Source organism: Salipiger sp. (assembly GCF_048261495.1).
Lineage (GTDB): Bacteria > Pseudomonadota > Alphaproteobacteria > Rhodobacterales > Rhodobacteraceae > Salipiger.
In genome coordinates, this window is sequence record NZ_JBLXFX010000014.1 from 57,551 (window position 1) to 79,033 (window position 21,483).

At 69.1% G+C, this 21,483-nt stretch carries 24 protein-coding genes; 9 read left to right on the forward strand and 15 right to left on the reverse strand.

The window, feature by feature from the left end:
- Nucleotides 1-24: 24 nt before the first annotated feature.
- The 11 genes from ACN0RJ_RS20395 to ACN0RJ_RS20445 all read right to left on the reverse strand — a co-directional run bounded on the left by ACN0RJ_RS20395 (nucleotide 25) and on the right by ACN0RJ_RS20445 (nucleotide 10,770).
- Nucleotides 25-261, reverse strand: coding sequence for a YdcH family protein (locus ACN0RJ_RS20395; protein ID WP_417722277.1), 237 nt, complete (start codon nucleotides 259-261; stop codon nucleotides 25-27).
- A gap of 101 nt (nucleotides 262-362) precedes the next feature.
- On the reverse strand, nucleotides 363-1,007 hold the full coding sequence (locus ACN0RJ_RS20400) for a thermonuclease family protein (protein ID WP_417725484.1): 645 nt from the start codon (nucleotides 1,005-1,007) through the stop codon (nucleotides 363-365).
- Between the two features lie 97 nt (nucleotides 1,008-1,104).
- Nucleotides 1,105-2,757 carry a choline dehydrogenase gene (gene betA / locus ACN0RJ_RS20405; RefSeq protein WP_417725508.1) on the reverse strand — a complete coding sequence of 551 codons (1,653 nt, stop codon included), beginning with the start codon at nucleotides 2,755-2,757 and terminating at the stop codon, nucleotides 1,105-1,107.
- A 172-nt stretch (nucleotides 2,758-2,929) separates the two neighbouring features.
- Nucleotides 2,930-4,387: a betaine-aldehyde dehydrogenase gene (betB, locus tag ACN0RJ_RS20410; RefSeq protein WP_417725485.1), complete on the reverse strand. Its 1,458-nt coding sequence runs from the start codon at nucleotides 4,385-4,387 to the stop codon at nucleotides 2,930-2,932.
- 72 nt (nucleotides 4,388-4,459) lie between these two features.
- A complete protein-coding gene (gene betC / locus ACN0RJ_RS20415; protein ID WP_417725486.1) occupies nucleotides 4,460-5,965 on the reverse strand; it encodes a choline-sulfatase in 1,506 nt (501 codons plus the stop codon).
- A complete protein-coding gene (betI, locus tag ACN0RJ_RS20420; RefSeq protein ID WP_417725487.1) occupies nucleotides 5,962-6,531 on the reverse strand; it encodes a transcriptional regulator BetI in 570 nt (189 codons plus the stop codon). Before betI ends, betC begins: the two co-directional genes overlap by 4 nt.
- Before the next feature lie 309 nt (nucleotides 6,532-6,840).
- Nucleotides 6,841-7,038 carry a hypothetical protein gene (locus ACN0RJ_RS20425; RefSeq protein ID WP_417725488.1) on the reverse strand — a complete coding sequence of 66 codons (198 nt, stop codon included), beginning with the start codon at nucleotides 7,036-7,038 and terminating at the stop codon, nucleotides 6,841-6,843.
- Between the two features lie 120 nt (nucleotides 7,039-7,158).
- The gene (locus tag ACN0RJ_RS20430; RefSeq protein WP_417725489.1) at nucleotides 7,159-8,058 is read right to left on the reverse strand and encodes a DMT family transporter; all 900 of its coding nucleotides are present in this window, start codon (nucleotides 8,056-8,058) and stop codon (nucleotides 7,159-7,161) included.
- Nucleotides 8,059-8,109: 51 nt separating this feature from the next.
- Nucleotides 8,110-8,703, reverse strand: a complete 594-nt coding sequence (locus ACN0RJ_RS20435; RefSeq protein WP_417725490.1) for a LysE/ArgO family amino acid transporter — start codon at nucleotides 8,701-8,703, stop codon at nucleotides 8,110-8,112.
- A gap of 86 nt (nucleotides 8,704-8,789) precedes the next feature.
- Nucleotides 8,790-10,043 carry an MFS transporter gene (locus tag ACN0RJ_RS20440; protein ID WP_417725491.1) on the reverse strand — a complete coding sequence of 418 codons (1,254 nt, stop codon included), beginning with the start codon at nucleotides 10,041-10,043 and terminating at the stop codon, nucleotides 8,790-8,792.
- A gap of 58 nt (nucleotides 10,044-10,101) precedes the next feature.
- Entirely contained in the window at nucleotides 10,102-10,770 is a 669-nt protein-coding gene (locus ACN0RJ_RS20445; protein WP_417725492.1) for a DNA-3-methyladenine glycosylase I, read from the reverse strand.
- Between the two features lie 272 nt (nucleotides 10,771-11,042).
- On the opposite strand from ACN0RJ_RS20445, the gene thrS reads away from it, so the two are divergent.
- The gene (thrS, locus tag ACN0RJ_RS20450) at nucleotides 11,043-12,989 is read left to right on the forward strand and encodes a threonine--tRNA ligase (protein ID WP_417725493.1); all 1,947 of its coding nucleotides are present in this window, start codon (nucleotides 11,043-11,045) and stop codon (nucleotides 12,987-12,989) included.
- 75 nt (nucleotides 12,990-13,064) lie between these two features.
- Here the strand turns inward: thrS and ACN0RJ_RS20455 are convergent, their stop codons facing one another.
- Nucleotides 13,065-13,706: an NrsF family protein gene (locus tag ACN0RJ_RS20455; RefSeq protein WP_417725494.1), complete on the reverse strand. Its 642-nt coding sequence runs from the start codon at nucleotides 13,704-13,706 to the stop codon at nucleotides 13,065-13,067.
- Nucleotides 13,703-14,248, reverse strand: a complete 546-nt coding sequence (locus ACN0RJ_RS20460) for a sigma-70 family RNA polymerase sigma factor (protein ID WP_417725495.1) — start codon at nucleotides 14,246-14,248, stop codon at nucleotides 13,703-13,705. Before ACN0RJ_RS20460 ends, ACN0RJ_RS20455 begins: the two co-directional genes overlap by 4 nt.
- Nucleotides 14,249-14,405: 157 nt before the next feature.
- Between ACN0RJ_RS20460 and ACN0RJ_RS20465 the strand changes: the two genes are divergently transcribed.
- The 4 genes from ACN0RJ_RS20465 (at nucleotide 14,406) to ACN0RJ_RS20480 (ending at nucleotide 16,958) form a co-directional block, all read left to right on the forward strand.
- A complete protein-coding gene (locus ACN0RJ_RS20465) occupies nucleotides 14,406-14,714 on the forward strand; it encodes a DUF2282 domain-containing protein (RefSeq protein ID WP_417722264.1) in 309 nt (102 codons plus the stop codon).
- Between the two features lie 78 nt (nucleotides 14,715-14,792).
- Nucleotides 14,793-15,644, forward strand: coding sequence for a DUF692 domain-containing protein (locus tag ACN0RJ_RS20470; RefSeq protein ID WP_417725496.1), 852 nt, complete (start codon nucleotides 14,793-14,795; stop codon nucleotides 15,642-15,644).
- On the forward strand, nucleotides 15,641-16,384 hold the full coding sequence (locus ACN0RJ_RS20475; RefSeq protein ID WP_417725497.1) for a putative DNA-binding domain-containing protein: 744 nt from the start codon (nucleotides 15,641-15,643) through the stop codon (nucleotides 16,382-16,384). Before ACN0RJ_RS20470 ends, ACN0RJ_RS20475 begins: the two co-directional genes overlap by 4 nt.
- A 1-nt stretch (nucleotide 16,385) precedes the next feature.
- Complete coding sequence (locus ACN0RJ_RS20480) at nucleotides 16,386-16,958, forward strand: DoxX family protein (protein WP_417722261.1); 573 nt, start codon at nucleotides 16,386-16,388, stop codon at nucleotides 16,956-16,958.
- Here the strand turns inward: ACN0RJ_RS20480 and ACN0RJ_RS20485 are convergent.
- Nucleotides 16,955-17,275: an arsenate reductase family protein gene (locus ACN0RJ_RS20485; RefSeq protein ID WP_417725498.1), complete on the reverse strand. Its 321-nt coding sequence runs from the start codon at nucleotides 17,273-17,275 to the stop codon at nucleotides 16,955-16,957. The two genes, ACN0RJ_RS20480 and ACN0RJ_RS20485, sit on opposite strands and share 4 nt — an antisense overlap.
- Nucleotides 17,276-17,506: 231 nt before the next feature.
- Here ACN0RJ_RS20485 and ACN0RJ_RS20490 point away from each other — a divergent pair, with 231 nt between their 5' ends.
- Complete coding sequence (locus tag ACN0RJ_RS20490) at nucleotides 17,507-17,713, forward strand: cold-shock protein (RefSeq protein ID WP_417722333.1); 207 nt, start codon at nucleotides 17,507-17,509, stop codon at nucleotides 17,711-17,713.
- A gap of 70 nt (nucleotides 17,714-17,783) precedes the next feature.
- Here ACN0RJ_RS20490 and ACN0RJ_RS20495 read toward each other — a convergent pair whose 3' ends face one another.
- Entirely contained in the window at nucleotides 17,784-18,689 is a 906-nt protein-coding gene (locus ACN0RJ_RS20495; protein WP_417725499.1) for a LysR family transcriptional regulator, read from the reverse strand.
- Nucleotides 18,690-18,784: 95 nt separating this feature from the next.
- Here ACN0RJ_RS20495 and metF point away from each other — a divergent pair, with 95 nt between their 5' ends.
- The 3 genes from metF (at nucleotide 18,785) to ACN0RJ_RS20510 (ending at nucleotide 21,450) form a co-directional block, all read left to right on the forward strand.
- Entirely contained in the window at nucleotides 18,785-19,651 is an 867-nt protein-coding gene (metF, locus tag ACN0RJ_RS20500; protein ID WP_417722258.1) for a methylenetetrahydrofolate reductase [NAD(P)H], read from the forward strand.
- 61 nt (nucleotides 19,652-19,712) lie between these two features.
- Complete coding sequence (locus ACN0RJ_RS20505) at nucleotides 19,713-20,807, forward strand: DSD1 family PLP-dependent enzyme (protein WP_417725509.1); 1,095 nt, start codon at nucleotides 19,713-19,715, stop codon at nucleotides 20,805-20,807.
- A 118-nt stretch (nucleotides 20,808-20,925) separates the two neighbouring features.
- A complete protein-coding gene (locus ACN0RJ_RS20510) occupies nucleotides 20,926-21,450 on the forward strand; it encodes a hypothetical protein (RefSeq protein WP_417722257.1) in 525 nt (174 codons plus the stop codon).
- Nucleotides 21,451-21,483: the final 33 nt, after the last annotated feature.

Consider the following 21,483-nt stretch of genomic DNA (forward strand, 5'->3'; position numbering starts at 1 on the left):
TCAGCATCGCATGACTGAGGCGCCTCAGGCGGTCAGCATCGCATGGAGCCGGTCCTTGAGGGCGGCGCGCTGCTTGCGGAGATCCTCTTCGGCCAGCGCCTCCATCGGGGCGATGCGCGTTTCGGCCCGGTGGACCTGCCGGTTCAGGCGATGGTAGGCCTCGGCCAGCTCGGCAAAATGCCGGTCCGCCCCTTTCAGTTCCGACATGCGTTCGGCAAGTTCCGGAAATTCCTCGGCAAGTTCGTGCGGGACATGGGACATCGGTCGTCTCCTCCTGTGGGCTGTGCGACGCCCGGAGGATGCCACGCATGGGACCGTCCCGACCTTGACCCGGATCAAACCCGGCCGGATCGGCGCAACATTCAGCGCCGCGCCTTGCGCCACCCCGCCGCCTCGGCTTCGGCTTCGGAACAGAACCAGCGCTCGCCCTTTTCGGGCGAGATCCGGGTGCGGTCGTAATCCGCCTGTCCCGGCATGTGAAAGATCTGCCCGGCCTTGCTGATATTGCCCTTGATCGCGCAGCCCTCCGGCGCGTCCGTCAGAAAGATCGCGGCCTTGGCGCGCTGTCTGGTGCGGCGGAACCTTTCGGGGATCTGCCCGCCCTCGCCGTGAATGCCGAGGCCCCGCACCGCCGCGCGCTTTTCCTCGATATCGTAATCCATCGAGTAACGGCGATAGGCAAAGGCCAGCCCCTCCGCCACCAGCGCGCGGCCGATATCCTCGCCGTCGACCGTGCAGCGGGCGACCACGCGCTGATACTTGCCGTCGAAATCCGTCTGCTCGCAGACCGCCATGCGCCCTTCGTAGCGGGCACGGACGGTATCGCTCACCCAGGCGCCGCAGGGCCAGGCGGGCGTGCCGTTGCCGCCGCAGAACTGGTCCTTTTCGAAGGTGTCGATCCCGTGCAGGCGCACCCGCTCATCCGCGACGATCAGGGTGTCGCCATCGACCACGTGGACGGGCCCGGACAGATCCGCCGCCGCGCCCTGCGCGATCAGAGACAGCAATAATGCAAAACGAAACGAGAACATTTCGTTAATATCACGGCAATCTCGCGAGAAATCAACCGGAACCGTTTACCAGTGTTAACGGATGATCCCGCCGCTAGCGCTGGCGGGTCTGCCAGTCGGGATGCATCCAGGGCTCGGCATTGTCGGCGGGCAGACTGCGCCCGAGCAGGTGGTCCGAGACCTTTTCCCCCACCATGATCGACGGCGCGTTGAGATTGCCGTTGGTGATGCGCGGAAAGATCGAACTGTCCGCCACACGCAGGGCTTCGACCCCGATCACCCGCGCCTCGGGATCGACCACCGCCATCGGGTCGTCGACCCGTCCCATCCGGCAGGTGCCGCAGGGGTGATAGGCGCTTTCGGCATGCTCGCGGATGAAATCGTCCAGCGCCGCATCGCTCTGCGCCGCCGCGCCGGGCTGGATCTCGGCCCCCGCGAAGGGGGCAAAGGCGGGCTGGGCAAAGATCTCGCGGGTGAGACGGATCGCCTGGCGGAAATCGGCCCAGTCCTCGGGGTGGGACATGTAGTTGAACCGGATGCGCGGAGCCTCGGCCGGATCGGCCGAACGCAGCGTGACCGCCCCGCGCGAGGGGGATCGCATCGGCCCGACATGGGCCTGGAAACCGTGCCCCTCGGCGGCGGCCTTGCCGTCGTAGCGCACCGCGAGCGGCAGGAAATGGAACTGCAGGTCGGGATAGTCGATGCCGGCGCGCGACCGGATGAACCCGGTGCTTTCGAACTGGTTCGACGCCCCCGGCCCGGTTCGCGTCAGCAGCCAGCGCGCCCCGACATAGGCCTTGCCCGGCAGGTTCCAGTAGGAATAGAGGCTCACCGGCCGCGTCGCCGCCATCTGGAGGTAGATCTCCAGGTGATCCTGCAGGTTCTGTCCGACGCCGGGCCGGTCCGCGACCGGCGCGATGCCGTGTTCGGCCAGATGCGCGGCGGGACCGATGCCCGACAGCATGAGCAGCTTCGGCGAATTGATCGACGAGGCGGCAAGGATCACCTCCCGCGTGGCGCGGACGATCGCGATGCCCGAGCGGGTCGCGATCTCGACCCCCGTGGCGCGGCCGTTCTCGATCACCACCCGCCGGGCAAGACCGCGCACCACCCGCGCGCCCATCCGCCGCGCCGGCCGGAGATAGGCATTCGCCGCCGACCAGCGCCGCCCCTTCCAGACGGTCATGTCGAAGGCGCCGAACCCTTCCTGCTGGCGGCCGTTGTAATCGCCGGTGACAGGATAGCCCGCCTGTTCCCCGGCCTCGACGAAGGCGCGCACCAGCGGGTTCTTCCGCCCGCCGCGCGTCACGTGGAGCGGGCCGGACGCGCCGCGCCAGGCCGGATCGCCGCCGTGTCCGCCGTCGTGCCAGTGCTCCATCCGCTTGAAATAGGGCAGCACGTCGGCATAGCCCCAGCCGGTCGCGCCGCCATCGCGCCAGACGTCGAAATCCCTTGCATGGCCACGAACGTAGACCATGCCGTTGATCGAGGACGACCCGCCGATCACCTTGCCGCGCGGCGTCGCCAGAACGCGCCCGCCGAGGTGCGGTTCGGGCTCCGACCGGAAGCCCCAGTCGTAGCGCGCCATGTTCATCGGGTAGGACAACGCCCCCGGCATCTGGATGAAGGGCCCGGCATCGGTGCCGCCGAACTCCACCACGATGACCGAGCGCCCGGCCTCCGCCAGCCGATAGGCCATGGCGCATCCCGCGGACCCGGCGCCGACGATGACATGATCCGCCTGCATCACGCCCCCGGCCTCCCGGCGCCGCACGGGCGGTCAGGGCGGAAAGTGCGTATTTGAAACAAGAAGAAGGGATGGAACTGCGCGATTCCTCCGATCTTCTTCTTGTCGGAAATACGCAAATGCGACCGTGACGGCCCGCGCATGTTTCCGGGGGGAGGTAGCGCCATCGCCATCAGTAGGGTGCCTCGACCGCGCCCATCCGCACGAAGACCGATTTCAGCTGCGAATAATGGTCGATGGCGGCGCGGGCATTCTCGCGCCCGACCCCGGACATCTTCATTCCGCCGAAAGGCATCTCGACCGGCGCGTCGTTGTAGGAATTGATGAAGCAGGTCCCCGCATGCAGGTTTCCGATCACCCTGTGGGCGCGGGCGAGATCGCGGGTGAAGACCCCGGCGGACAGTCCGAACTCCGTGGCATTGGCACGCCGGACGACCTCGTCCTCGTGTTCGAAATCCAGCACCGCCATCACCGGGCCGAAGATCTCGTCCCGCGCGATCACCATGCCGTCGGTCACGTCGGCGAAGACCGTGGGCTGCACGAAATAGCCCCCGCCCGGCACCGCCTCGCCGCCGCAGACCAGCCGCGCGCCCTCGCCGAGTCCGGTGCGGATGTAGCCCATGACCTTGTCGCGCTGCGCCGCGCTGACGAGGGGGCCGAAATTCACCGCCTCGTCCATCGGGTCGCCCATCACCACGCCCTCCAGCCGCTCCGCGAGCCGCCGCAGGAAGCGATCCCGCAGCCCCTTCTGGACAAAGACCCGGGTGCCGTTGGAACAGATCTGGCCCGAGGAATAGAAATTCCCCAGGATCGCGCCGCCGACCGCATCCTCCACATCCGCATCCTCGAAGACGATCAGCGGCGACTTGCCGCCAAGCTCCATCGTCACCGACTTGATGCCCGCGGCGGCGGCGGCGTAGACCCTGCGCCCGGTCGGAACCGAGCCGGTGAGCGACACCTTGGCCACCCGCGGGTCCGTCACCAGCGCGCTGCCGACCTCCGCCCGCCCCTGCACCACGTTGAACAACCCGGCGGGGGCGCCCGCCTCGACCAGGATCTCGGCCACCTTCAGCGCGCAGAGCGGGGTGGACTCGGAGGGTTTGAAGATCATCGCATTGCCGCAGGCCAGCGCCGGCGCCGCCTTCCAGCAGGCGATCTGGGTCGGGTAGTTCCACGCCCCGATCCCGACGCACAGCCCCAGCGGCTCGCGCCGCGTGTAGGCCCAGTTCCCGCCCAGCTGGATGTGCTCGCCGGTCAGCGTCCCGGCCAGCCCGCCGAAATATTCCAGCGCATCGGCGCCCGAGGCGGCATCCGCGACCAGCGTCTCCTGCAGCGGCTTGCCGGTGTCCATCGTCTCGAGCTCGGACAGCGCGCGGTTGCGCTCGCGGATCAGGTCGGCGGCCCGGCGCAGCACGCGGCCGCGCTCCGCCCCGGTCATCGCCGCCCAGACCTCCTGCGCTTCCAGGGCCGAGACCATGGCCAGTTCGACGATCCGGTCGGTGGCCTCGTGCAGCCGGGCGATGACCGCGCCGGTCGCCGGATGGATCACCTCGATCTCCGCCCCGGCGGTGTCCTCGACATACCCTCCGGCCACGAAATGGCTGGCGGCCGGCTGCGTGTCATAGCTCATCTGTCATCTCCTTGCCTCGCCCGAGCGCTTTCCGGCGCGGGGTGGGCGGGTGGGAGCGCCGGAAAGCGCGCGTCACTCGCCCCTGGGAAAGCGCTGGCGGTCTTCCAGCACGTTCAGGTCCATGTGGTTGCGCATGTAGCGCTCCGACGCCGCCCGCAGCGGCTGATGGTCCCAGGGATAGTAACCGCCCTGCCGCAGGGCCTCGTAGACTACCCAGCGCTGTGCCTGGCTCGCGCGGACCTCCGCATCGAAGCGCGCCGGATCCCAGCGCGCCGCCGCCTCGGCCCGGAAACCTTCGACTTCGGGACCGTATTCGGGATCGTCGGCGAGGTTCACCAGCTCCTGCGGATCGGAGTCGAGGTCGAAGAGTTGCTCGGGATCGAGCGCGCAGGCGGTGTACTTCCACCGTCCCTGCCGCAGGCAGACCAGCGGCGCCTCGGAGGCTTCGGCGGCATATTCGATCGCGACCGGCGACACCCGCGCCCCGCCCTGCCCCAGCGGGACCAGGCTTTCGCCCTGAACCCAGGGCGCCACGTCCGACATGTCGACCCCGGCCAGGTCGCAGAGCGTCGGGCAGAGGTCGATGGTCGAGACCGGCGCCTCCACCGTTCCCGCTTCCATGCCCGGCGCCGAGATCATCAGCGGCACCCGTGCCGAGCCCTCGTAGAAGCACATCTTGAACCACAGGCCGCGCTCCCCCAGCATGTCGCCGTGGTCCGAACAGAAGACCACGATGGCCTCCTGCCGCGTGTCCTCGAGCACCGACAGCAGCTCGCCGATCTTGTCGTCGAGATAGGAGATATTGGCGAAATAGGCGCGCCGCGACCGGCGGATGTCCTCTTCCGTGATGTCGAAACTGCGCCAGTCGTTGGCGTCGAAGATCCGCTGCGCATGCGGGTCGTGATCCTCGTAGGCCATGGCCGGAACTTCCGGCAGCAGATGCGCGCAATCCTCGTAGAGATCCCAGTATTTCCGCCGCGCCACGTAGGGGTCGTGCGGATGGGTGAAGCTGACCGTCATGCACCAGGGCCGCGCGTCCTTGCCGCGCGCGAGGTCGTAGAGCTTCATCCGGGCGAAATGCGCCACCTCGTCGTCGTATTCGAGCTGGTTGGTGATCTCGGCCACACCGGCCCCGGTGACCGATCCCATGTTGTGATACCACCAGTCGATGCGCTCCCCCGGCTTGCGGTAATCCGGCGTCCAGCCGAAATCCGCCGGGTAGATGTCGGTCGTCAGCCTCTCCTCGAAGCCGTGCAGCTGATCCGGGCCGACGAAATGCATCTTCCCGGACAGCACCGTATGATAGCCCGCCCGCCGCAGGTGATGCGCATAGGTGGGAATGGCCGAGGAAAACTCCGCCGCATTGTCATAGACGCCCGTCCGCGACGGCAGTTGCCCGGACATGAAACTCGCCCGCCCCGGCGCGCAGAGAGGGGACCCGGTGTAGCCGTTGCGGAAGCGGGTGGAGCGCGCGGCAAGCGCCTTCAGGTTCGGCGCATGCAGCCAGTCGGCCGGGCCGTCCGGAAACAGCGTCCCGTTCAGCTGATCGACCATGAGAATGAGGATGTTGGGACTCATGCGCCCTCTCCGACCAGCGCCCGCGCGGCGCAGAGAACCTCTTGCGCCCCGAGCGACACCTCGCCCCCGTCCAGCGCCGCCCGCAGATAGACCCCGTCGATCAGCGCCCCGAGCATGCGCGCCGCGGCCTGCGGATCGCCCGCGCGCCCGCGCAGCGCATGGACGAGGTTGGAATGAAGCCGCCGCTGGTAGATCCGCAGCAGCCGCGCCGCATCCGCGTCGCGCCGGGCCAGCACGTAGAAATTGAGCCAGGCCGCCACGGTCTCGGGCCGAAAGCAGCTTTCCGCGAAATTCGCGGTGATCAGCGCCTCGAGACGGCCGCCCTCGGGCGCCGCCCGCAGGGCCGCCCGCACCTCGTCCGAATATTCGGTCAGGATATGGCGCATGGCCGCGAGAAAGATCTGCGCCTTGCCGCCGAAGTAATGATGCGCCAGCGCCGGGGACATGCCCGCGCGCCGCGCGATCTGTCCGACCGTCACGTCCAGCGACCCGCGCGCGCCCACTTCCGCCACGGTCGCCGCCACGAGCGCCGCCCGGCGCTTCGGCTCCTGTCCCAATCTCGGCATGTCCGTCTCCGTTTGCCCGAAGACGCTGGCCATTTTTTATTGACTAGTCAATCAACAAAAACACACCTCGGGAAAACGCGCGGTGGACTGCCGCCCGGCCGACCCGGCGTCCCGCCCTCTGCCGACGCGTCCGATGCCTCCGGCGGGGATATTTCGGGCCAGAAGAAACCCTGCGGTCGGAGGCTTCTTCTGGCCTCCAAATATCCCGGAGTGAATGCCGCGCCCCGCGCGGCAGAGAGGCGGAGCCTCTGACTGCGTGAACGCAGGACCCATCTGCGCGCCGAAGGCGCACCACCGGATGACGCGGGCTCAGAGGCTGAGCGTGCCGAGCACCCGGTTCTGCGGCAGGCGGGCGACTTCGACGCCACCGTCGGTGCGGCGCAGGTTGTAGCCGTAGCCGCGCATGCGGAACCGCCATTCCGTTTCCGACAGCACCTTCCCGCGTTCGGTCAGCAGAAAGTCGCGGATTTCATCCATGTTCTCGATCAACTTGTTCTCGGCAAACATCGTACTCTCCGATTTCAACATCTTTGCTGAATCGAGAGTGCGGGCCGATTGCGGCGGAAATGCGCTGCGAATCGGGATTTTTCGCGATCCGGAAACAGAGCGTTTCCGCCGATCCGGGGATCAGAGTTTCGTTTCGGGGCTGTCCGGCGTCACCCGTTTCTTGAGCCGCGCCTCGCGCAGGGTGATGAAGAGGACCGAGCCCATGATGATCACCCCGCCCGCCACGACCCAGAGGTCCACGGGCTCGTTGAAGAAGACCGCGCCGAGCGTCACCGACCAGACCAGCTGCAGGAAGGTCACCGGCTGCGTGATGGTGACCGGCGCCGCCGCAAAGGCCAGCGTCATCGCGTAGTGCCCGCCGGTGGCAAAGCAGGCGACCCCGAACAGCACCGCGAGGTCGTACCAGCCCGGCGTCACCCAGACGGCCGCGGCGAAGGGCGCAAGCCCGATGGTCACGGTGATCGACAGCATCGCCACCACCAGCGCGGGGCTCATTTCCCCAGAGAGTATCTTGGCGGCGAGATAGGAGATAGAGAACAGCGCCGCGGTGCCCAGCATGGCGAAATGCCCCGGGTCGAGTTCCCGGAACCCCGGTCGCAGGATCAGCAGCGCCCCGCCCAGCGCCACGACGATGGCGAGCACGCGCCGGATCGCCAGGCGTTCGCCCAGCACGAATACGGCGAGGATGGTGACGTAGATCGGTGTGAGATAGTTCATTGCCGTGACCTCGGCCAGCGGGATGCGGGTCATGGCGAAGAACCAGCACAGCACCCCCAGCGTCTGGGTCACGCCGCGCACCCCGACCAGCCCCCATTGCCGCCGGCTCAGCGACAGGCTGCGCAGGCTGCGCCAGGCGGGCAGCAGAAAGACCAGCCCGAGAACATATCTCAGGAAGGCCGATTCAGCCGCCGGCACCCGGCCGCCGAGCAGTTTCACAAGGGCCGTCACCATCACGAAGCAGAGTCCGGTGACGACCATCCAGAAGATCCCGGCAGCGGGACGGGCTTGGACTGTTTCCATGAAATCGTTCGTAGACCATCTTTCGGCGGAGGCAAGGGGCACCGGCCGCTCTCAGCCGAGAAGCAGGCTCGCCGCGATGGCCCACATGGTGAGGCCGATGAGCAGGTCCAGCGCCCGCCAGGCCACGGGCCGGGCAAAGACCGGCGCCAGCGCCCGCGCGCCGTAGCCGAGCGTGGTGAAGAAGGCGAAGGAGGCGGTCATCGCGCCCAGCGCAAAGGCGGTCCGGTCGGCATATTGCGCCGACACCGCGCCGAGCAGCACCACCGTATCCAGGTAGACATGCGGGTTGAGCCAGGTGAAGGCGAGGCAGGTCAGCACGACCTTGCGCAGCGAACCGGTGCCTTCGGCCGGCTCCAGCCGCTCGCCGCCGCGCCAGGCCGACAGCAGGGTGCGCGCGCCGTAGAAGGCGAGGAAGGCCGCGCCGAGCAGGCGCATGACGGTCTCGAGCCCCGGCACCGCCCGGGTCAGCGCGCCGAAGCCCGCAACCCCGGCGAGGATCAACGCGGCATCGGAAAGGGCGCAGATCGCCACGACCGCGCCGACATGCTCGCGGCGGATGCCCTGGCGCAGCACGAAGGCGTTCTGCGCTCCGATCGCGAGGATCAGCGATAGCCCGAGGGCGAATCCCGCAAGTGCCGCCTGCATCTGCCCGGATCTCCCTTGGTCCCGACTGCCGTTCCGCGGGGCCGTAGCATCGCGCGCCGGAAAACCCAAGACCCCGGGGGCGCGGATCAGCCCCGTTCGACTTCGTCGAGGCGCAGGGCCAGCAGGGCGCCGACGAGGGAGAGCGCCGCGAAGCCCGCAAGCGCCGCCACCGGCCCGAAGGCTGCGAGCGCCCCTCCGAAGGCGCCGGTGAGCAGCAGCAGCCCCCCGATCAGCGTATTGGCCAGCGCGGCGTAGCGCGCGCGGGCGGTTTCGGGCGCCATGTCCACCAGGTAGGTCGAGCGCCCTTCGCGCACGCCGTGATAGGCGACCATCAGGATGAAGAGGATGACCGGCGCGACCCACGGCGTGGCGGCCAGGCCGAACATCCCGGCGGCGGCGGCCAGCGCCATGGCGATCCCGCCGCACAGCCCCGAGAGCACCAGCACCCGGCGGGAGGAGCGGTCCGCCATCCGCCCCCAGACGTAGGAGGAGGCGAAGGAGGCCGCCGCCGAGGCCAGCACCAGCGCCCCCAGCGCCTGCAACGCTCCGCCGCTGTCGTCGAGCATCACGATATGGGGCGGGGCCAGCGCCGTCGCGGTGAGCGCGCCGCGCGCCAGCACGAAGCGGCGGAACTGCGCATCCTCGCGCAGGGGGGAAAGGTCGATCAGCGCCGTCGCGGGGGCCGGGGTGCTTTCGGGCTCCTCCAGCGTCGCAAACAGCAGGCCGGCACAGATCCAGAGACCGGCGGCGATGGCCACGGCGACGGTCACCGGCGCCACATCCTGCAACAGCCCCGACATGAGAAGCAGCGCGAACAGGATCACCCCGGTGGCGCTCAGCGACCCCGCGGTGCCCGTCACGGTGCCGCGACGGGTCTTGGCCACGGTCTTGCCCAGCACGTCCTTGTAGCTGACCGAGGCCGCGGAGCGCGCGAGGGCGAGCAGCGCGAGCAGCAGGCACAACGCGACGCCCGCCGCGAGACCGTCGAGCGTCAGCGCCACCACCACCATCCCCGCCGCGGCGGCGCCCTGCCCCAGCGATCCGGCAACCCAGGCCCATTTGCGCCGGCGCATCGCCTCGATCCGCCGGGCCAGCAGAAGCTGCGGCAGCAACGCTCCGGCTTCGCGGATCGGCACCAGCAGGCCGATCAGCACCGCCGGCGCGCCGAGCGCCTGGGCGAGCCAGGTCAGCACCAGCTTGGGATTGAGAAGACCGTCCGAGAGCTTGGTCATCGACAGCGCCGCGACGTGGCGCAGCCCGTTGCGCGATTCCTGCGGCGACAGGGTGTCCTCGGCGCCGGTGAGGGTGGCGAACACGGCCTCTTCGTCAGGTTTCATCATCGCGGTCTGCCTCTTGCGGGAAAGGTCCGGGCGCCGGGATCTCCGGTCGCCCCCGGGGTCAGCCGATGCTGCGCGCGAGCACGCGGCTGATGGTGGTGAAGGGCAACCCGCTTTCGGCGGCCCAGCGGTCGAAGGCCGCCTGGACCGGCAGCATGGCGCGGCGGCTGGCCGGGGGCTTGTCGATCACGCCCTCCTCGATCAGGCGGGCCACCACATCGCGGCCGAGCACGAACCCGTCCCGGCCCATCCGGCGCAGGACATGGGCGCCGGTTCCGCCGCCGAGGCGCGCGCCTTCGGTCTTGAGCCAGTCGAGCAGGCCGATGAAATCCCCGGCCGGCCAGTCGGCGATCCGGCGGCCGAAGCTGCCGGAGGCGGCGGAAACCTCGCGGATGAAGGCGGCATTGTCGCGGATGGCGGCGATCTTGGGGGCGGAGCGGATCACCCTGGGGTCGCGCAGCAGGTCGTCGAAGGCCTCGTCGGACATCATCGAGAGGCGGCCGGGGTCGAAGCCGCCGAAGGCCGCCTCGATCTCGGGCCACTTGGTTTCGACCACCTGCCAGGAGATGCCGGCCTGGAAGATGCTGCGCGCCATGGCCGAGAGCCAGCCATCGTCCCGCGTCGCGCCGAGTTCGGCGCCGGAGAGCGGCACGGGGATCCCGGCGAGCGCGGCCTCGGGGCCACCGTGGCGCCGGGCGGCGATGTCGAGGATCTCGGCAAAACTGCGCATGGCCGGGCGTCCCTTGCTCTGCGGTTGCGGGAAGTCTGCCCGAGGCCGCGGAGAATGGGAAGCTCCGTCGGGCCGAGCGACGCTGCGCGGCGCATGGGGGCGCTGCCCCCGTCCCTGCGGGACTCCCCCGGGATATTTCCGGCCAGAAGAAACCGCGACGCGCGCCTGCGTCGCCGGCTTGACAGGGGGCGGGTGCGGCGGCACAAGGCGGGCACGACATAACCCGCAACCGGGCGTTCCGTGGGCGCCAGACCGACGAGGAGATCAGGCCGATGAGCCAGATTACCCTGACCTTTCCCGATGGCAATTCCCGTAGCTACGACAGGGGCGTGACCCCTGCCGAGGTGGCCGGGTCGATCTCGAAGAGCCTTTCCAAGAAGGCGATTTCGGCGCAGGTCGACGGCGCGCACTGGGATCTGCAATGGCCGATCGAGGCCGATGCCGCCATCGCCATCAACACCATGCAGGATGCCGACCCGGCGCTGGAGCTGATCCGTCACGATCTGGCGCACGTGATGGCGCGCGCCGTCCAGGACATCTGGCCCGGCACCAAGGTGACCATCGGGCCGGTGACCGAACACGGCTGGTTCTACGATTTCGACCGGGAGGCGCCGTTCACGCCGGAGGATCTGGGCACGATCGAGGCGCGGATGAAGGAGATCATCAACGCCCGCGAACCCGTGCGCACCGAGATCTGGGAGCGTGACCGCGCCCGCGCCTTCTACGAGGAGAGCGGCGAGGGCTACAAGGTGGAGCTGGTGGACCGCATCCCCGAGGGGGCGCCGATCCGCATGTACTGGCACGGCGACTGGCAGGATCTGTGCCGGGGCCCGCATCTTCAGAACACCGGACAGCTTCCGGCGGATTCCTTCAAGCTGATGGGCGTCTCGGGTGCCTACTGGTTCGGCGACACCAGCCGCCCCATGCTGCAGCGCATTTCCGGCGTCGCCTTCCGCAACCGCGACGATCTCAAGGCCTATCTCACCTTCCTCGAGGAGGCGGCGAAGCGCGACCACCGCAAGCTCGGCCGCGAGATGGACCTGTTCCACCTGCAGCCCGAGGCGCCCGGGCAGGTGTTCTGGCATCCGAACGGCTGGACGATCTACACCGCGCTGCAGGATTACATGCGCCGCGCGCAGCGTCGTGGCGGCTATGTCGAGGTGAACACGCCGCAGGTGGTCGACCGCAAGCTGTGGGAGGCCTCGGGCCACTGGGAGAAGTACCAGGAGCACATGTTCATCGTCGAGGTCGACGAGGAGCACGCCCGCGAGAAGGCGGTCAACGCGCTGAAGCCGATGAACTGCCCCTGCCACGTCGAGATCTTCAAGGTCGGGCTGAAATCCTACCGCGATCTGCCGCTGCGCATGGCCGAGTTCGGCTCCTGCGCCCGTTACGAGCCGTCGGGGGCGCTGCACGGCATCATGCGGGTGCGCGGATTCACCCAGGACGACGCGCATATCTTTGCCACCGAGGAGCAGATCGCCAGCGAGTGCAAGAAGTTCATCGACTTCCTGTCGGCGGTCTACAAGGACCTCGGTTTCGAGGAGTTCCGGGTGCTGTTCTCGGACCGGCCGGATACCCGCGCCGGCTCGGATGCCGTATGGGACAAGGCCGAAAGCGCGCTGCTCGATGCCACGCGCGCGGCGGGTGTCGAGCCCGAGATGAACCCCGGCGAGGGCGCCTTCTACGGCCCGAAACTGGAATTCAGTCTCACCGACGCCATCGGCCGGGTCTGGCAATGCGGCACCTTCCAGGTGGATTTCGTTCTGCCCGAGCGGCTGGACGCCAGCTATGTCGGCGCCGATGGCGAAAAGCACCGCCCGGTCATGCTGCACCGCGCCTGCCTCGGCTCGTTCGAGCGCTTCATCGGCATCCTGATCGAGGAACACTCGGGCAGGCTGCCGTTCTGGATCGCGCCGCGCCAGGTTGTCGTGGCCGCGATCACCTCGGAGGCGGATGACTACGTGCAGGAGGTCGTCGCCGCGCTGAAGAAGGCGGGTGTGCGGGCCGAGGCCGACGTGCGCAACGAAAAGATCAACTACAAGGTCCGCGAGCATTCCGTCGGCAAGGTGCCGGTGATCCTTGCCGTGGGGCATCGCGAGGTCGAGGAGCGGACCGTGACCGTGCGGCGGCTCGGGGAAAAGCAGACCTCGGTGCTGCCGCTGGACGAGGCGCTGGCCGCCTTCGCGCTGGATGCGACGCCGCCCGACCTGCGCTGACGGGCGATCCCGAGAAACGGACGGGGCCGGACATGTGTCCGGCCCCGTTTGCGTTCGCGCCATCCGTTCCCGCGCCTACCAGGCGAGCAGCCTGCGCCCCGCAAGCGCGCCCGCCAGCGCGGCGAGGGTGATGCCCAGCGCGTACCAGACGGCATAGAACAGCGGCGAATCCTCGGTGCAGAAGGTCGAGTAGACCGTGGCGGCGAGGCCCCCGGCCGCCAGCCCCGCAAGGGCACCGGCCAAGGCCGGCCGCACCGGAGCGCCGCGTTTCAGCGCCGACAGCAGGCCCGCGAGCACCGGCAGGGACAGGATCACGATGGCCGGCAGGCAGACCGGAATGGAATGCCCGAGGAACAGCGCCATGCGCGTGCCGGGTGCTGCCGTGGCAAAGGCGAAGAGAAAGAGCCCGGCCGCCGCGACCGGCACGACCGCGATCGCCCGTCCCGGCGCCCCGGCAGCCCGGCCGGGCCGCACCGCGCGCAGCGCCAGCGCCAGCGCCAGCAGGCCCAGCACCAGCGGCAGCACGGATTTCGCCAGCACCAGCGGATCGGCCCAGGCCTGCCAGAGGCCGGGGCGCGGCCCGAGCGCCGTAACGAAGAGCGCGAGCGTGAGGATCAGGCCGCCGACCGTCCCGAGCAGCGCCCGCACATCGACGGAGAGCCCGGCCGGGGTGGCCGGCTCGGCCGCGAGGGTTCTGATGAGGTCATCCGTCTTCATTCCGTTCCGTCCATCTCTGCCAGCTGCTTCAGCCGGGTCATCGCGCGGTGATAGGCCACCCGCACCGCGCCTTCGCTCATTCCCAGACGGGCCCCCACGTCGCCCGCGCTTTCTCCGTCCAGTCCGACCGCGCGCACGATCCGGGCCGAGCGCGCGTCGATCCCGCCGAGCAGCCGCTCGAGGTCGCGCGGCGCGGTGATGTCGCCGGCGCCGTCCTCGGGGAGGATCTCGGCGAAATCCTCGATCGGCAGGGTCGCCCGCCACTTGCGGCGCCGGAAGGCATCCGTCGTCTTGTAGCGCGTGATGGCCCAGAGCCAGGGCGAGACCGGCTCCCCCCGGCGCCATGTATGGCGCTTGGTGTGGACCGCAAGCAGCACCTCCTGGACGATGTCCTCGATATCCTCCGCCCCGCCCGGACTCCGGGCCCGGACGACGCGGCGGATGACCTCGGAGGTCTCCGTCAGGAAGGTCGCGTAGGCCACCCCGTCACCGGCGAGCGCCCGGGACAGAAGATCGCCCCAGCGGGCATTGCGATCGCTCATCTACCTCTCCCTTCGCGTCGCGCGCCGAAACGTTACAGCCGTTCGCGAAAATCGCGCAATGCGTCACGGCTGCGTGATGGCTGTAACGAACCGGGGCTGCGTTGCGAAAGGCACATCATGGACGCCACGACGGCGCCCCCAACCCCGGAGGAAAGACATGACCCCCAACAAGAACGCCCTGCTCGCAACCGCCCTCGCCACCGCCCTGACCGGCACGCTCGCCGTGACCCCGGCCCATGCCGCGGGACAGGAGAAGTGCTTCGGCGTGGCGATGGCCGGCCAGAACGATTGCGCGGCAGGCCCCGGCACCACCTGCGCCGGCACCTCCAAGGTCGACTACCAGGGCAATGCCTGGAAACTCGTCGACGAGGGCACCTGCATGAAGGTCGAACTGCCGGCGATGATGGACGGCACGGCGCGCATGGGCTCGCTCGAGGCGCTGGAGCGGGATCTGCCCAGCACCTGATCCGATCGAGCGACGGGGCGGCAGCGGCCGCCCCGATCCGCGCCCCTTTCCAGATCCGTTCCGGCCGAGGAGACCGCCATGCCCCCGATCACCCCCCTGCCCGCCGCGCCGGGCGTCGGATACAAGCCGCAGCATTACACGCCGATCCTGGCGGATGCCGCGCCGGTGCAATGGCTTGAGATCCACGCCGAGAACTACATGGGCGACGGCGGCCGACCGCTGGCCCAGCTGCGCGCCCTGTCCGAACGCTTTGCCATCTCGGTGCACGGCGTCGGCCTGTCCATCGGCGGCGAGGGTGCGCTGGACCGCGACCACCTCGCCCGCCTGAAACATCTCGTGGAATGGCTGAACCCGGCGAGCTTTTCCGAACATCTCGCCTGGTCGACCCATGACAGCCACTTTCTGAACGACCTGCTGCCCCTGCCCTATACCGATGCCACCCTCGCGCGGATCTGCGACCACGTCGACGAGGTGCAGGAGGTGCTGGGCCGCCGGATGCTGCTGGAAAATCCCTCCTCCTACCTCGCCTTCGCCCAAAGCACGCGGGACGAGCCGGGGTTCCTGGCCGAGATCGCGCAGCGCACCGGTTGCGGGCTGCTGCTCGACGTCAACAACGTCTTCGTTTCGGCCACCAACCTCGGCTACACCCCGCAGGGCTACATCGACGCCTTTCCGCTCGACCGCGTGGGCGAGATCCATGTCGGCGGCCATGACGAGGACGAGGACGACCACGGCGCGCCGCTGCTGATCGACAGCCACGGCCGCGAGGTGGCCGACCCGGTCTGGGCGCTGCTCGACCACACGCTTGCCCGCTCCGGTCCCCTACCCGTGCTGGTGGAATGGGACACGGACGTGCCCGACTGGCCGGTGCTGGCCGCCGAAGCGCGCCGCGCCCGGGCGGCGCTGGCCCGGACACTGGTGCCGGCATGATCCCCCGCGCCTTCCATGCCGCGCTGCTCGACCCCGCGCGCCCGGTACCCGAGGGGCTGACCGACGGCGCCGGGGCCCCGGCCGGGCGGCGCTTTGCGGTCTATCGCAACAATGTCGCCGTCTCCCTGACCGAGGCGCTGGAAACCGGCTTTCCCGTGGTCCGCGCCCTGCTCGGAGAGGGGAATTTCGCCCGCGTGGCCGGGCTGTTCCTGCGCCGCCATCCGCCGGAATCGCCGCTGATGATGCGGTACGGCGCGGCCTTTCCCGCCTTCCTCGCCGGGCTCGAGGCGCTGGAAGGCATGGGCTACCTGCCCGATTGCGGCCGGCTCGACCTGGCCATGCGGCGCTCCTATCACGCGGCGGATGCCCGGCCGGTCGATGCGGCGGAGCTGATGACGCCGGACGGCACCGCGCTGGCGGGACTGCGCATCGCGCTGGCCCCGGCCGCGATCCTGCTGCGCTCGCCCTGGCCGATCCACGCCCTGCGGCGCCTGGCGCTGGAGCCGGGCGCGCCGCCGCCACCCGCCGAGGCGCAGGACGTGCTGATCCTGCGGCCGGACTACGACCCCGCGCCCCACCTGCTCCCGCCCGGCGGCGGCGCCTTCGTCGCGGCGCTGCGGGACGGCAAGGATTTCGGCACCGCGCTCGACCGCGCGGGGGACGGGTTCGATCCCGCCGCCTGCCTGTCCCTGCTTCTCGCGGGGCGGGCCATCACCGCCCTCATCCCGAAGGACCGCTGACATGGACATGCTCATCCGCCTGCATCACCGCCTCTTTGCCGCCATCGAACGGCTCGCTCCCGAAGGGCTGCCCCTGCTGGCCCGCGTGACCTTTGCCGCGACGCTGCTGGGATATTTCTGGGCCTCGGCGGCGACCAAGCTCGGCGACGGGGTGTTCGGCATCCTCAGCCCCTCGACCGGCGCCTATGCGCAGATCTTTCCGCGCCAGTTCGAAGCGACGGGCTACGATTCCTCGCAGCTCGGCGTGTTTCACTGGCTGGTCACGGTCGCCGGAACCTGGGCGGAATTCCTGCTGCCCCTGCTCATCGTCGCGGGGCTGTTCACCCGGCTTGCCTCGCTCGCGATGATCGGCTTCGTCGCGGTGCAGACGCTCACCGACCTCTACGGCCACGGCGCGCTCGGCCAGCCCGAAACCCTGGGCGCCTGGTTCGACAGGGTGCCCGACGCGCCGATCCTCGACCAGCGGCTGCTGTGGCTCGCGCTGCTCGTGCCGCTGGTGATGCTCGGGGCCGGGGCGCTGTCGCTCGACCGGGTGCTGGCGCGGCGCGCGGCCCCGGCCGGAACCCCGGCCTAGCCCGACGCGCCGAGCGCGGTCCGCACCCCGGCATCCCAGCCGAGGTACATCCGGTCCCCCGCGACGATCAACGGCCGCTTCATCAACGTCGGGTGAGCGGCCAGAAGATCGCGCGGCGCGCCCTCCCGCTCGGCGGGATCGAGCCCGCGCCAGGTCGTCGACCGGGTATTGAGCAGCCGCTCCCCGAAGGTCTGCAACGCCGCCTCCAGCACCTCCGCAGGCACTCCCGTCCCGCGCACGTCGACGAACTCCGCCTCCGGCAGCGCCTTCAGCGCCTTCCGGCAGGTGTCACATGTTTTCAGACCGTAAAGCCGCATGGGGCGCCCCTTCCTTGACCGTTCCGGAACAATTTATTGCCGATTGCCGCGCCTGCGAAGCCTTTCTCTTGATTTTTACATCGCCCGTGTAACCCTCGATGCGTGACCTTCGACGATCAGCCGCGGACCCCCGTCGCCGAACGGGCTCTCCCCCTGAAAATCGGATGTGACAGGGCGTCCGCCGGACCGGCGGGCATGTACAAGGGAAGACTGGAAGGAGCACGGGGAAACATGCCAAGCGGCACCGTGAAATGGTTCAATACCACCAAAGGCTACGGCTTCATTGCACCCGAAGAAGGCGGCAAGGACGTCTTCGTTCATATTTCAGCCGTCGAACGGTCGGGACTTACCGGCCTCGCCGATAATCAGAAAGTCAGTTTCGAACTCAAGGAAGGCCGCGACGGGCGCATGATGGCATCCGACATCAAGTCCGTGTGACCGCGTCCCGGTCGCGATCCGGCGGCACCGGCGACCCGGCATCGGTCCCGGGCGGGGGTGCGTCCGTCCCCTACTGCGTCTGAAGGCGGCGGGCTTCCTGTCCCGCGAGGCGGATCAGGTCGCGCATGTAGGGCTTGTCGAGATCGTCGTTCCGCGTGGCGGCATAGAGGCCGCGCGTGATCCCCGTTTTCGTCAGGGGCCGGGTGACGTAGTCGGAATTGTACTTCACCTCGCGCACGACCCAGTCGGGCAGCACCGCAACCCCTCGGTTCGAGGCGACCAGCAGCAGAATCATCGCCGTCAGTTCCACCTGCCGGATCGCGGCCGGTTCGACCTTGGCGGGCGTCAGAAGCTGCGAGAAGATGTCGAGCCGCGACCGCTCCACCGGGTAGGTGATCAGCGTCTGGTCGCGGAAATCCTCGGCCTCGACATATGGCCGCGCGGCCAGCGGATGCGACGAGGCCGCGACAAAGACCGGATTGTAGTCGAATAGTTCGTTGAAGGTGACGCCGGCCAGCGCCTCCGGATCCGAGGAGACGACGAGGTCCACGTCCTCCTTCAGCAGCGCCGGCAGGGCATCGAAGGCAAGGCCGGGGCGGATGTCGACATCGACGTCGGGCCAGCTCTTGCGGAAGGTCTCCAGGACCGGAAAAAGCCATTCGAAACAGGCATGACACTCGATCGCGATGTGCAGCCGCCCCGACGAGCCGTTGCGAAGGCCGTCGAATTCCGCCAGCGCCGCCTCGACCTGCGGCAGGATGTGGTCGGCCAGCCGCAACAGCCGCATTCCCGCCGCCGAAAGGGTCATCGGCTTGGAGCGGCGCACGAAAAGCTCCACCCCGGCCTGATCTTCCAGCCCCTTGATCTGGTGCGACAGCGCGGATTGCGTTATGTTCAGCTGATCCGCCGCCCGGGCCAGCCCGCCCGCTTCGTGAATGGCCTTGATCGTCCGAAGATGTCGGAACTCGATATGCATACCCGCGTCCGGCTCATGTTGTTCTTGAGATTTATGAGTTTGTCTCACAACCGCTGTCATGCGACAAGGGCCACGTCAACAGAAGGACCACGGTCATGAACCGCCCCGAGATCAGCTTCGAATTCTTCCCGCCGCGCAACATCGAGGCGACCTTCCGCCTTTGGGACACGGTACAGTCGCTGGCCCCGCTGGCCCCCCGGTTCGTGTCGGTCACCTACGGCGCGGGCGGCACCACCCGCGAGCTGACCCGCGACGTGGTGGCGACGCTGCACAAGCATTCCGGCCTGAAGGTCGCGGCGCATCTGACCTGCGTCGACGCCACCCGCGAAGAGACCCTGAACATCGCGCGCCAGTTCCGCGAGGCCGGCGTGAACGACATCGTCGCGCTGCGCGGCGACCCGCCCAAGGGCGCCTCGGGCTTCACCGCCCATGCCGACGGCTTCGGGTCGTCCGTCGAGCTGATCGAGGCGCTGCGCGAGAGCGGCGATTTCACCATCCGCGTCGGGGCCTATCCCGACAAGCACCCCGAGGCGCCCACCGCCACCGCCGACGTGGAGTATCTCAAGCGCAAGTTCGACGCCGGTGCCACCGAGGCGCTGACCCAGTTCTTCTTCGAGGCGGAAAGCTTCTTCCGCTTCCGCGACGCCTGCGAGAAGGCGGGCATCGACAAGCCGATCGTGCCCGGCATCCTGCCGATCGAGAACTGGAAGGGAGCGCGCCGCTTTGCCGAGGCCACCGGCACCAAGATCCCCGCCTGGGTGATCGAGGCCTTCGAGGCCGCCGAACGCGACGGCCGCCAGGACCTGCTGGCGACCGCGCTCTGCACCGAGCTGTGCACCGAGCTTCTGGAAGGCGGCGTCGACAAGCTGCATTTCTACACGCTGAACCGTCCGGAACTGACGCGCGACGTGTGCTATGCGCTCGGCGTCACGCCCGAGGCGAAATTCGAGAACGTCGCCTGAGCGCGTGACGGGACCGGCGGGAGGTCCGAGGGTCGGCTACGACGTGCCAGCCCTGCCCGGCATGGGTCTGGACGAGGTGGTCACGCCCTGCCTGGTCCTCGATCTGAATGCGCTCGAACGCAACATCGACCGCATGGCCGCCCTGGCGCGGGCGCGGGGCGTGAACCTGCGGCCCCATGGCAAGATGCACAAGTCCGTCGACGTGGCGCGGCTGCAGATCGCCGCCGGGGCGGTGGGGCTGTGCTGCCAGAAGGTGTCGGAGGCCGAAGCCTTCGTGCGGGCGGGCATCTCCGATGTGCTGGTATCCAACGAGGTGCGCGATCCGCGCATGCTGATCCGGCTTGCGCGGCTGCCGCTGCTGGGCGCGCGGGTGGCGGTCTGCACCGACGATGCCGACAACGTGGCCGAGCTCTCCGCCGCGGTTCAGGCGCAGGGCACGGCGCTGGATGTTATGGTGGAGTTCGACAGCGGCGCGGGACGCTGCGGTGTCCCCTCCGCCGACGAGGCCGTGACCATCGCGCGCGCCATCGCCGCCGCGCCGGGGCTGCGCTTTCGCGGCCTTCAGGCCTATCACGGCGCGCTCCAGCATATCGAAACCTTCGAGGATCGCCGCGAGGTGGCCGAGGCCGCCATTGCCCGAACGCGCACCGTGGTCGAGGCGCTGGCCGCGGCGGGTCTGCCCTGCGACACCGTGACCGGCGGCGGCACCGGCAGCGCCGACTTCGAAGCCGCGTCGGGGCTGTATACCGAGCTGCAGTGCGGCTCCTACGCCTTCATGGATGCGGATTACGGACGGATCCTCGACCGGTCCGGCGCCCGGCTGGACGCGACCTTCGACAACGCGCTGTTCCTGCTGACCCGCGTCATGTCGCGCACCCGGCCGGGGCAGGCGGTGGTGGATGCGGGGCTGAAATCGCAATCGCTCGACAGCGGCCTGCCGCTGATCCACGGGCGCGCCGACCTGCGCTATGCCGCCTGCTCGGACGAGCACGGCACCGTGACCGACCCGGAGGACACGCTGGCCATCGGCGATGCGCTGCACCTCGTCCCCGGTCACTGCGACCCGACCTGCAACCTGCACGACTGGTACGTCGGCATGCGCGGCGATACGGTGGAATGCCTCTGGCCGGTGACCGCGCGCGGCAAATCCTGGTAGCCCCGCTCGGCCATTAACCGCCGGTTAACCACATTCCACATTCTTGCCCTTTACCGGCCTACAAGCCGTCATGACGCGGCGCGATATCCCTCCCCACACACCGATGAGGAGGACCTCCATGCGCCGCATGCTTGCGACCTGTTACCTGACCCTGCTGCGACTGACCGGGATCTACGGAGCCTTCGCCGTTCTGGCGTTCTTCGTGGCGGTGCCCGGCATGATGGCGCGCGGTCAGTTCGCTGCCCTGCCCGCGGTCATCGCGGTGGTCGGAATGCTGGTGGCGGTGACGCTGGCCCGCCCGCCGCTGATGCCGGCATGGTTCGCCCGCCCGTCGCGCAGGCGGCACCTTCTGCCGGTGCTGCTGGGCACCGGGCTGCTGCCGCTGCTCTTCGTGCTGCCGGCGATGGGCGCGGTGATCGCCATGCAGATCGAGGAACCGCTGTCCCGGTCGCTGTCCGTCATGGCCGCCGCCCCGCCCTTCCTGCTGCTGGGCCTGTGCTTCTGGATGGGGCTCGCACTTTGCGTCTGGCCGGATCGCACCGGGGGCACGCCCGCCCCGGTCCCGGTATCGCCGCGCCGCCCCGCCATGCCCGTGCTGCGCCCGGAGGAACTGGCCGACCTGCGCCGGCAGCGCGGAGCCTGACCGCCCCCGCGCGCGCCGGGCCTTTCTAAAGCC

Bases quoted from the DNA above. Each gene is read 5' to 3' on its own strand.
- ACN0RJ_RS20395 (WP_417722277.1), bottom strand. From the start codon at position 261: ATGTCCCATGTCCCGCACGAACTTGCCGAGGAATTTCCGGAACTTGCC.
- betA (WP_417725508.1), bottom strand. From the start codon at position 2,757: ATGCAGGCGGATCATGTCATCGTCGGCGCCGGGTCCGCGGGATGCGCC.
- betB (WP_417725485.1), bottom strand. From the start codon at position 4,387: ATGAGCTATGACACGCAGCCGGCCGCCAGCCATTTCGTGGCCGGAGGG.
- betC (WP_417725486.1), bottom strand. From the start codon at position 5,965: ATGAGTCCCAACATCCTCATTCTCATGGTCGATCAGCTGAACGGGACG.
- betI (WP_417725487.1), bottom strand. From the start codon at position 6,531: ATGCCGAGATTGGGACAGGAGCCGAAGCGCCGGGCGGCGCTCGTGGCG.
- ACN0RJ_RS20425 (WP_417725488.1), bottom strand. From the start codon at position 7,038: ATGTTTGCCGAGAACAAGTTGATCGAGAACATGGATGAAATCCGCGAC.
- ACN0RJ_RS20430 (WP_417725489.1), bottom strand. From the start codon at position 8,058: ATGGAAACAGTCCAAGCCCGTCCCGCTGCCGGGATCTTCTGGATGGTC.
- ACN0RJ_RS20435 (WP_417725490.1), bottom strand. From the start codon at position 8,703: ATGCAGGCGGCACTTGCGGGATTCGCCCTCGGGCTATCGCTGATCCTC.
- ACN0RJ_RS20440 (WP_417725491.1), bottom strand. From the start codon at position 10,043: ATGATGAAACCTGACGAAGAGGCCGTGTTCGCCACCCTCACCGGCGCC.
- ACN0RJ_RS20445 (WP_417725492.1), bottom strand. From the start codon at position 10,770: ATGCGCAGTTTTGCCGAGATCCTCGACATCGCCGCCCGGCGCCACGGT.
- thrS (WP_417725493.1), top strand. From the start codon at position 11,043: ATGAGCCAGATTACCCTGACCTTTCCCGATGGCAATTCCCGTAGCTAC.
- ACN0RJ_RS20455 (WP_417725494.1), bottom strand. From the start codon at position 13,706: ATGAAGACGGATGACCTCATCAGAACCCTCGCGGCCGAGCCGGCCACC.
- ACN0RJ_RS20460 (WP_417725495.1), bottom strand. From the start codon at position 14,248: ATGAGCGATCGCAATGCCCGCTGGGGCGATCTTCTGTCCCGGGCGCTC.
- ACN0RJ_RS20465 (WP_417722264.1), top strand. From the start codon at position 14,406: ATGACCCCCAACAAGAACGCCCTGCTCGCAACCGCCCTCGCCACCGCC.
- ACN0RJ_RS20470 (WP_417725496.1), top strand. From the start codon at position 14,793: ATGCCCCCGATCACCCCCCTGCCCGCCGCGCCGGGCGTCGGATACAAG.
- ACN0RJ_RS20475 (WP_417725497.1), top strand. From the start codon at position 15,641: ATGATCCCCCGCGCCTTCCATGCCGCGCTGCTCGACCCCGCGCGCCCG.
- ACN0RJ_RS20480 (WP_417722261.1), top strand. From the start codon at position 16,386: ATGGACATGCTCATCCGCCTGCATCACCGCCTCTTTGCCGCCATCGAA.
- ACN0RJ_RS20485 (WP_417725498.1), bottom strand. From the start codon at position 17,275: ATGCGGCTTTACGGTCTGAAAACATGTGACACCTGCCGGAAGGCGCTG.
- ACN0RJ_RS20490 (WP_417722333.1), top strand. From the start codon at position 17,507: ATGCCAAGCGGCACCGTGAAATGGTTCAATACCACCAAAGGCTACGGC.
- ACN0RJ_RS20495 (WP_417725499.1), bottom strand. From the start codon at position 18,689: ATGCATATCGAGTTCCGACATCTTCGGACGATCAAGGCCATTCACGAA.
- metF (WP_417722258.1), top strand. From the start codon at position 18,785: ATGAACCGCCCCGAGATCAGCTTCGAATTCTTCCCGCCGCGCAACATC.
- ACN0RJ_RS20505 (WP_417725509.1), top strand. From the start codon at position 19,713: ATGGGTCTGGACGAGGTGGTCACGCCCTGCCTGGTCCTCGATCTGAAT.
- ACN0RJ_RS20510 (WP_417722257.1), top strand. From the start codon at position 20,926: ATGCGCCGCATGCTTGCGACCTGTTACCTGACCCTGCTGCGACTGACC.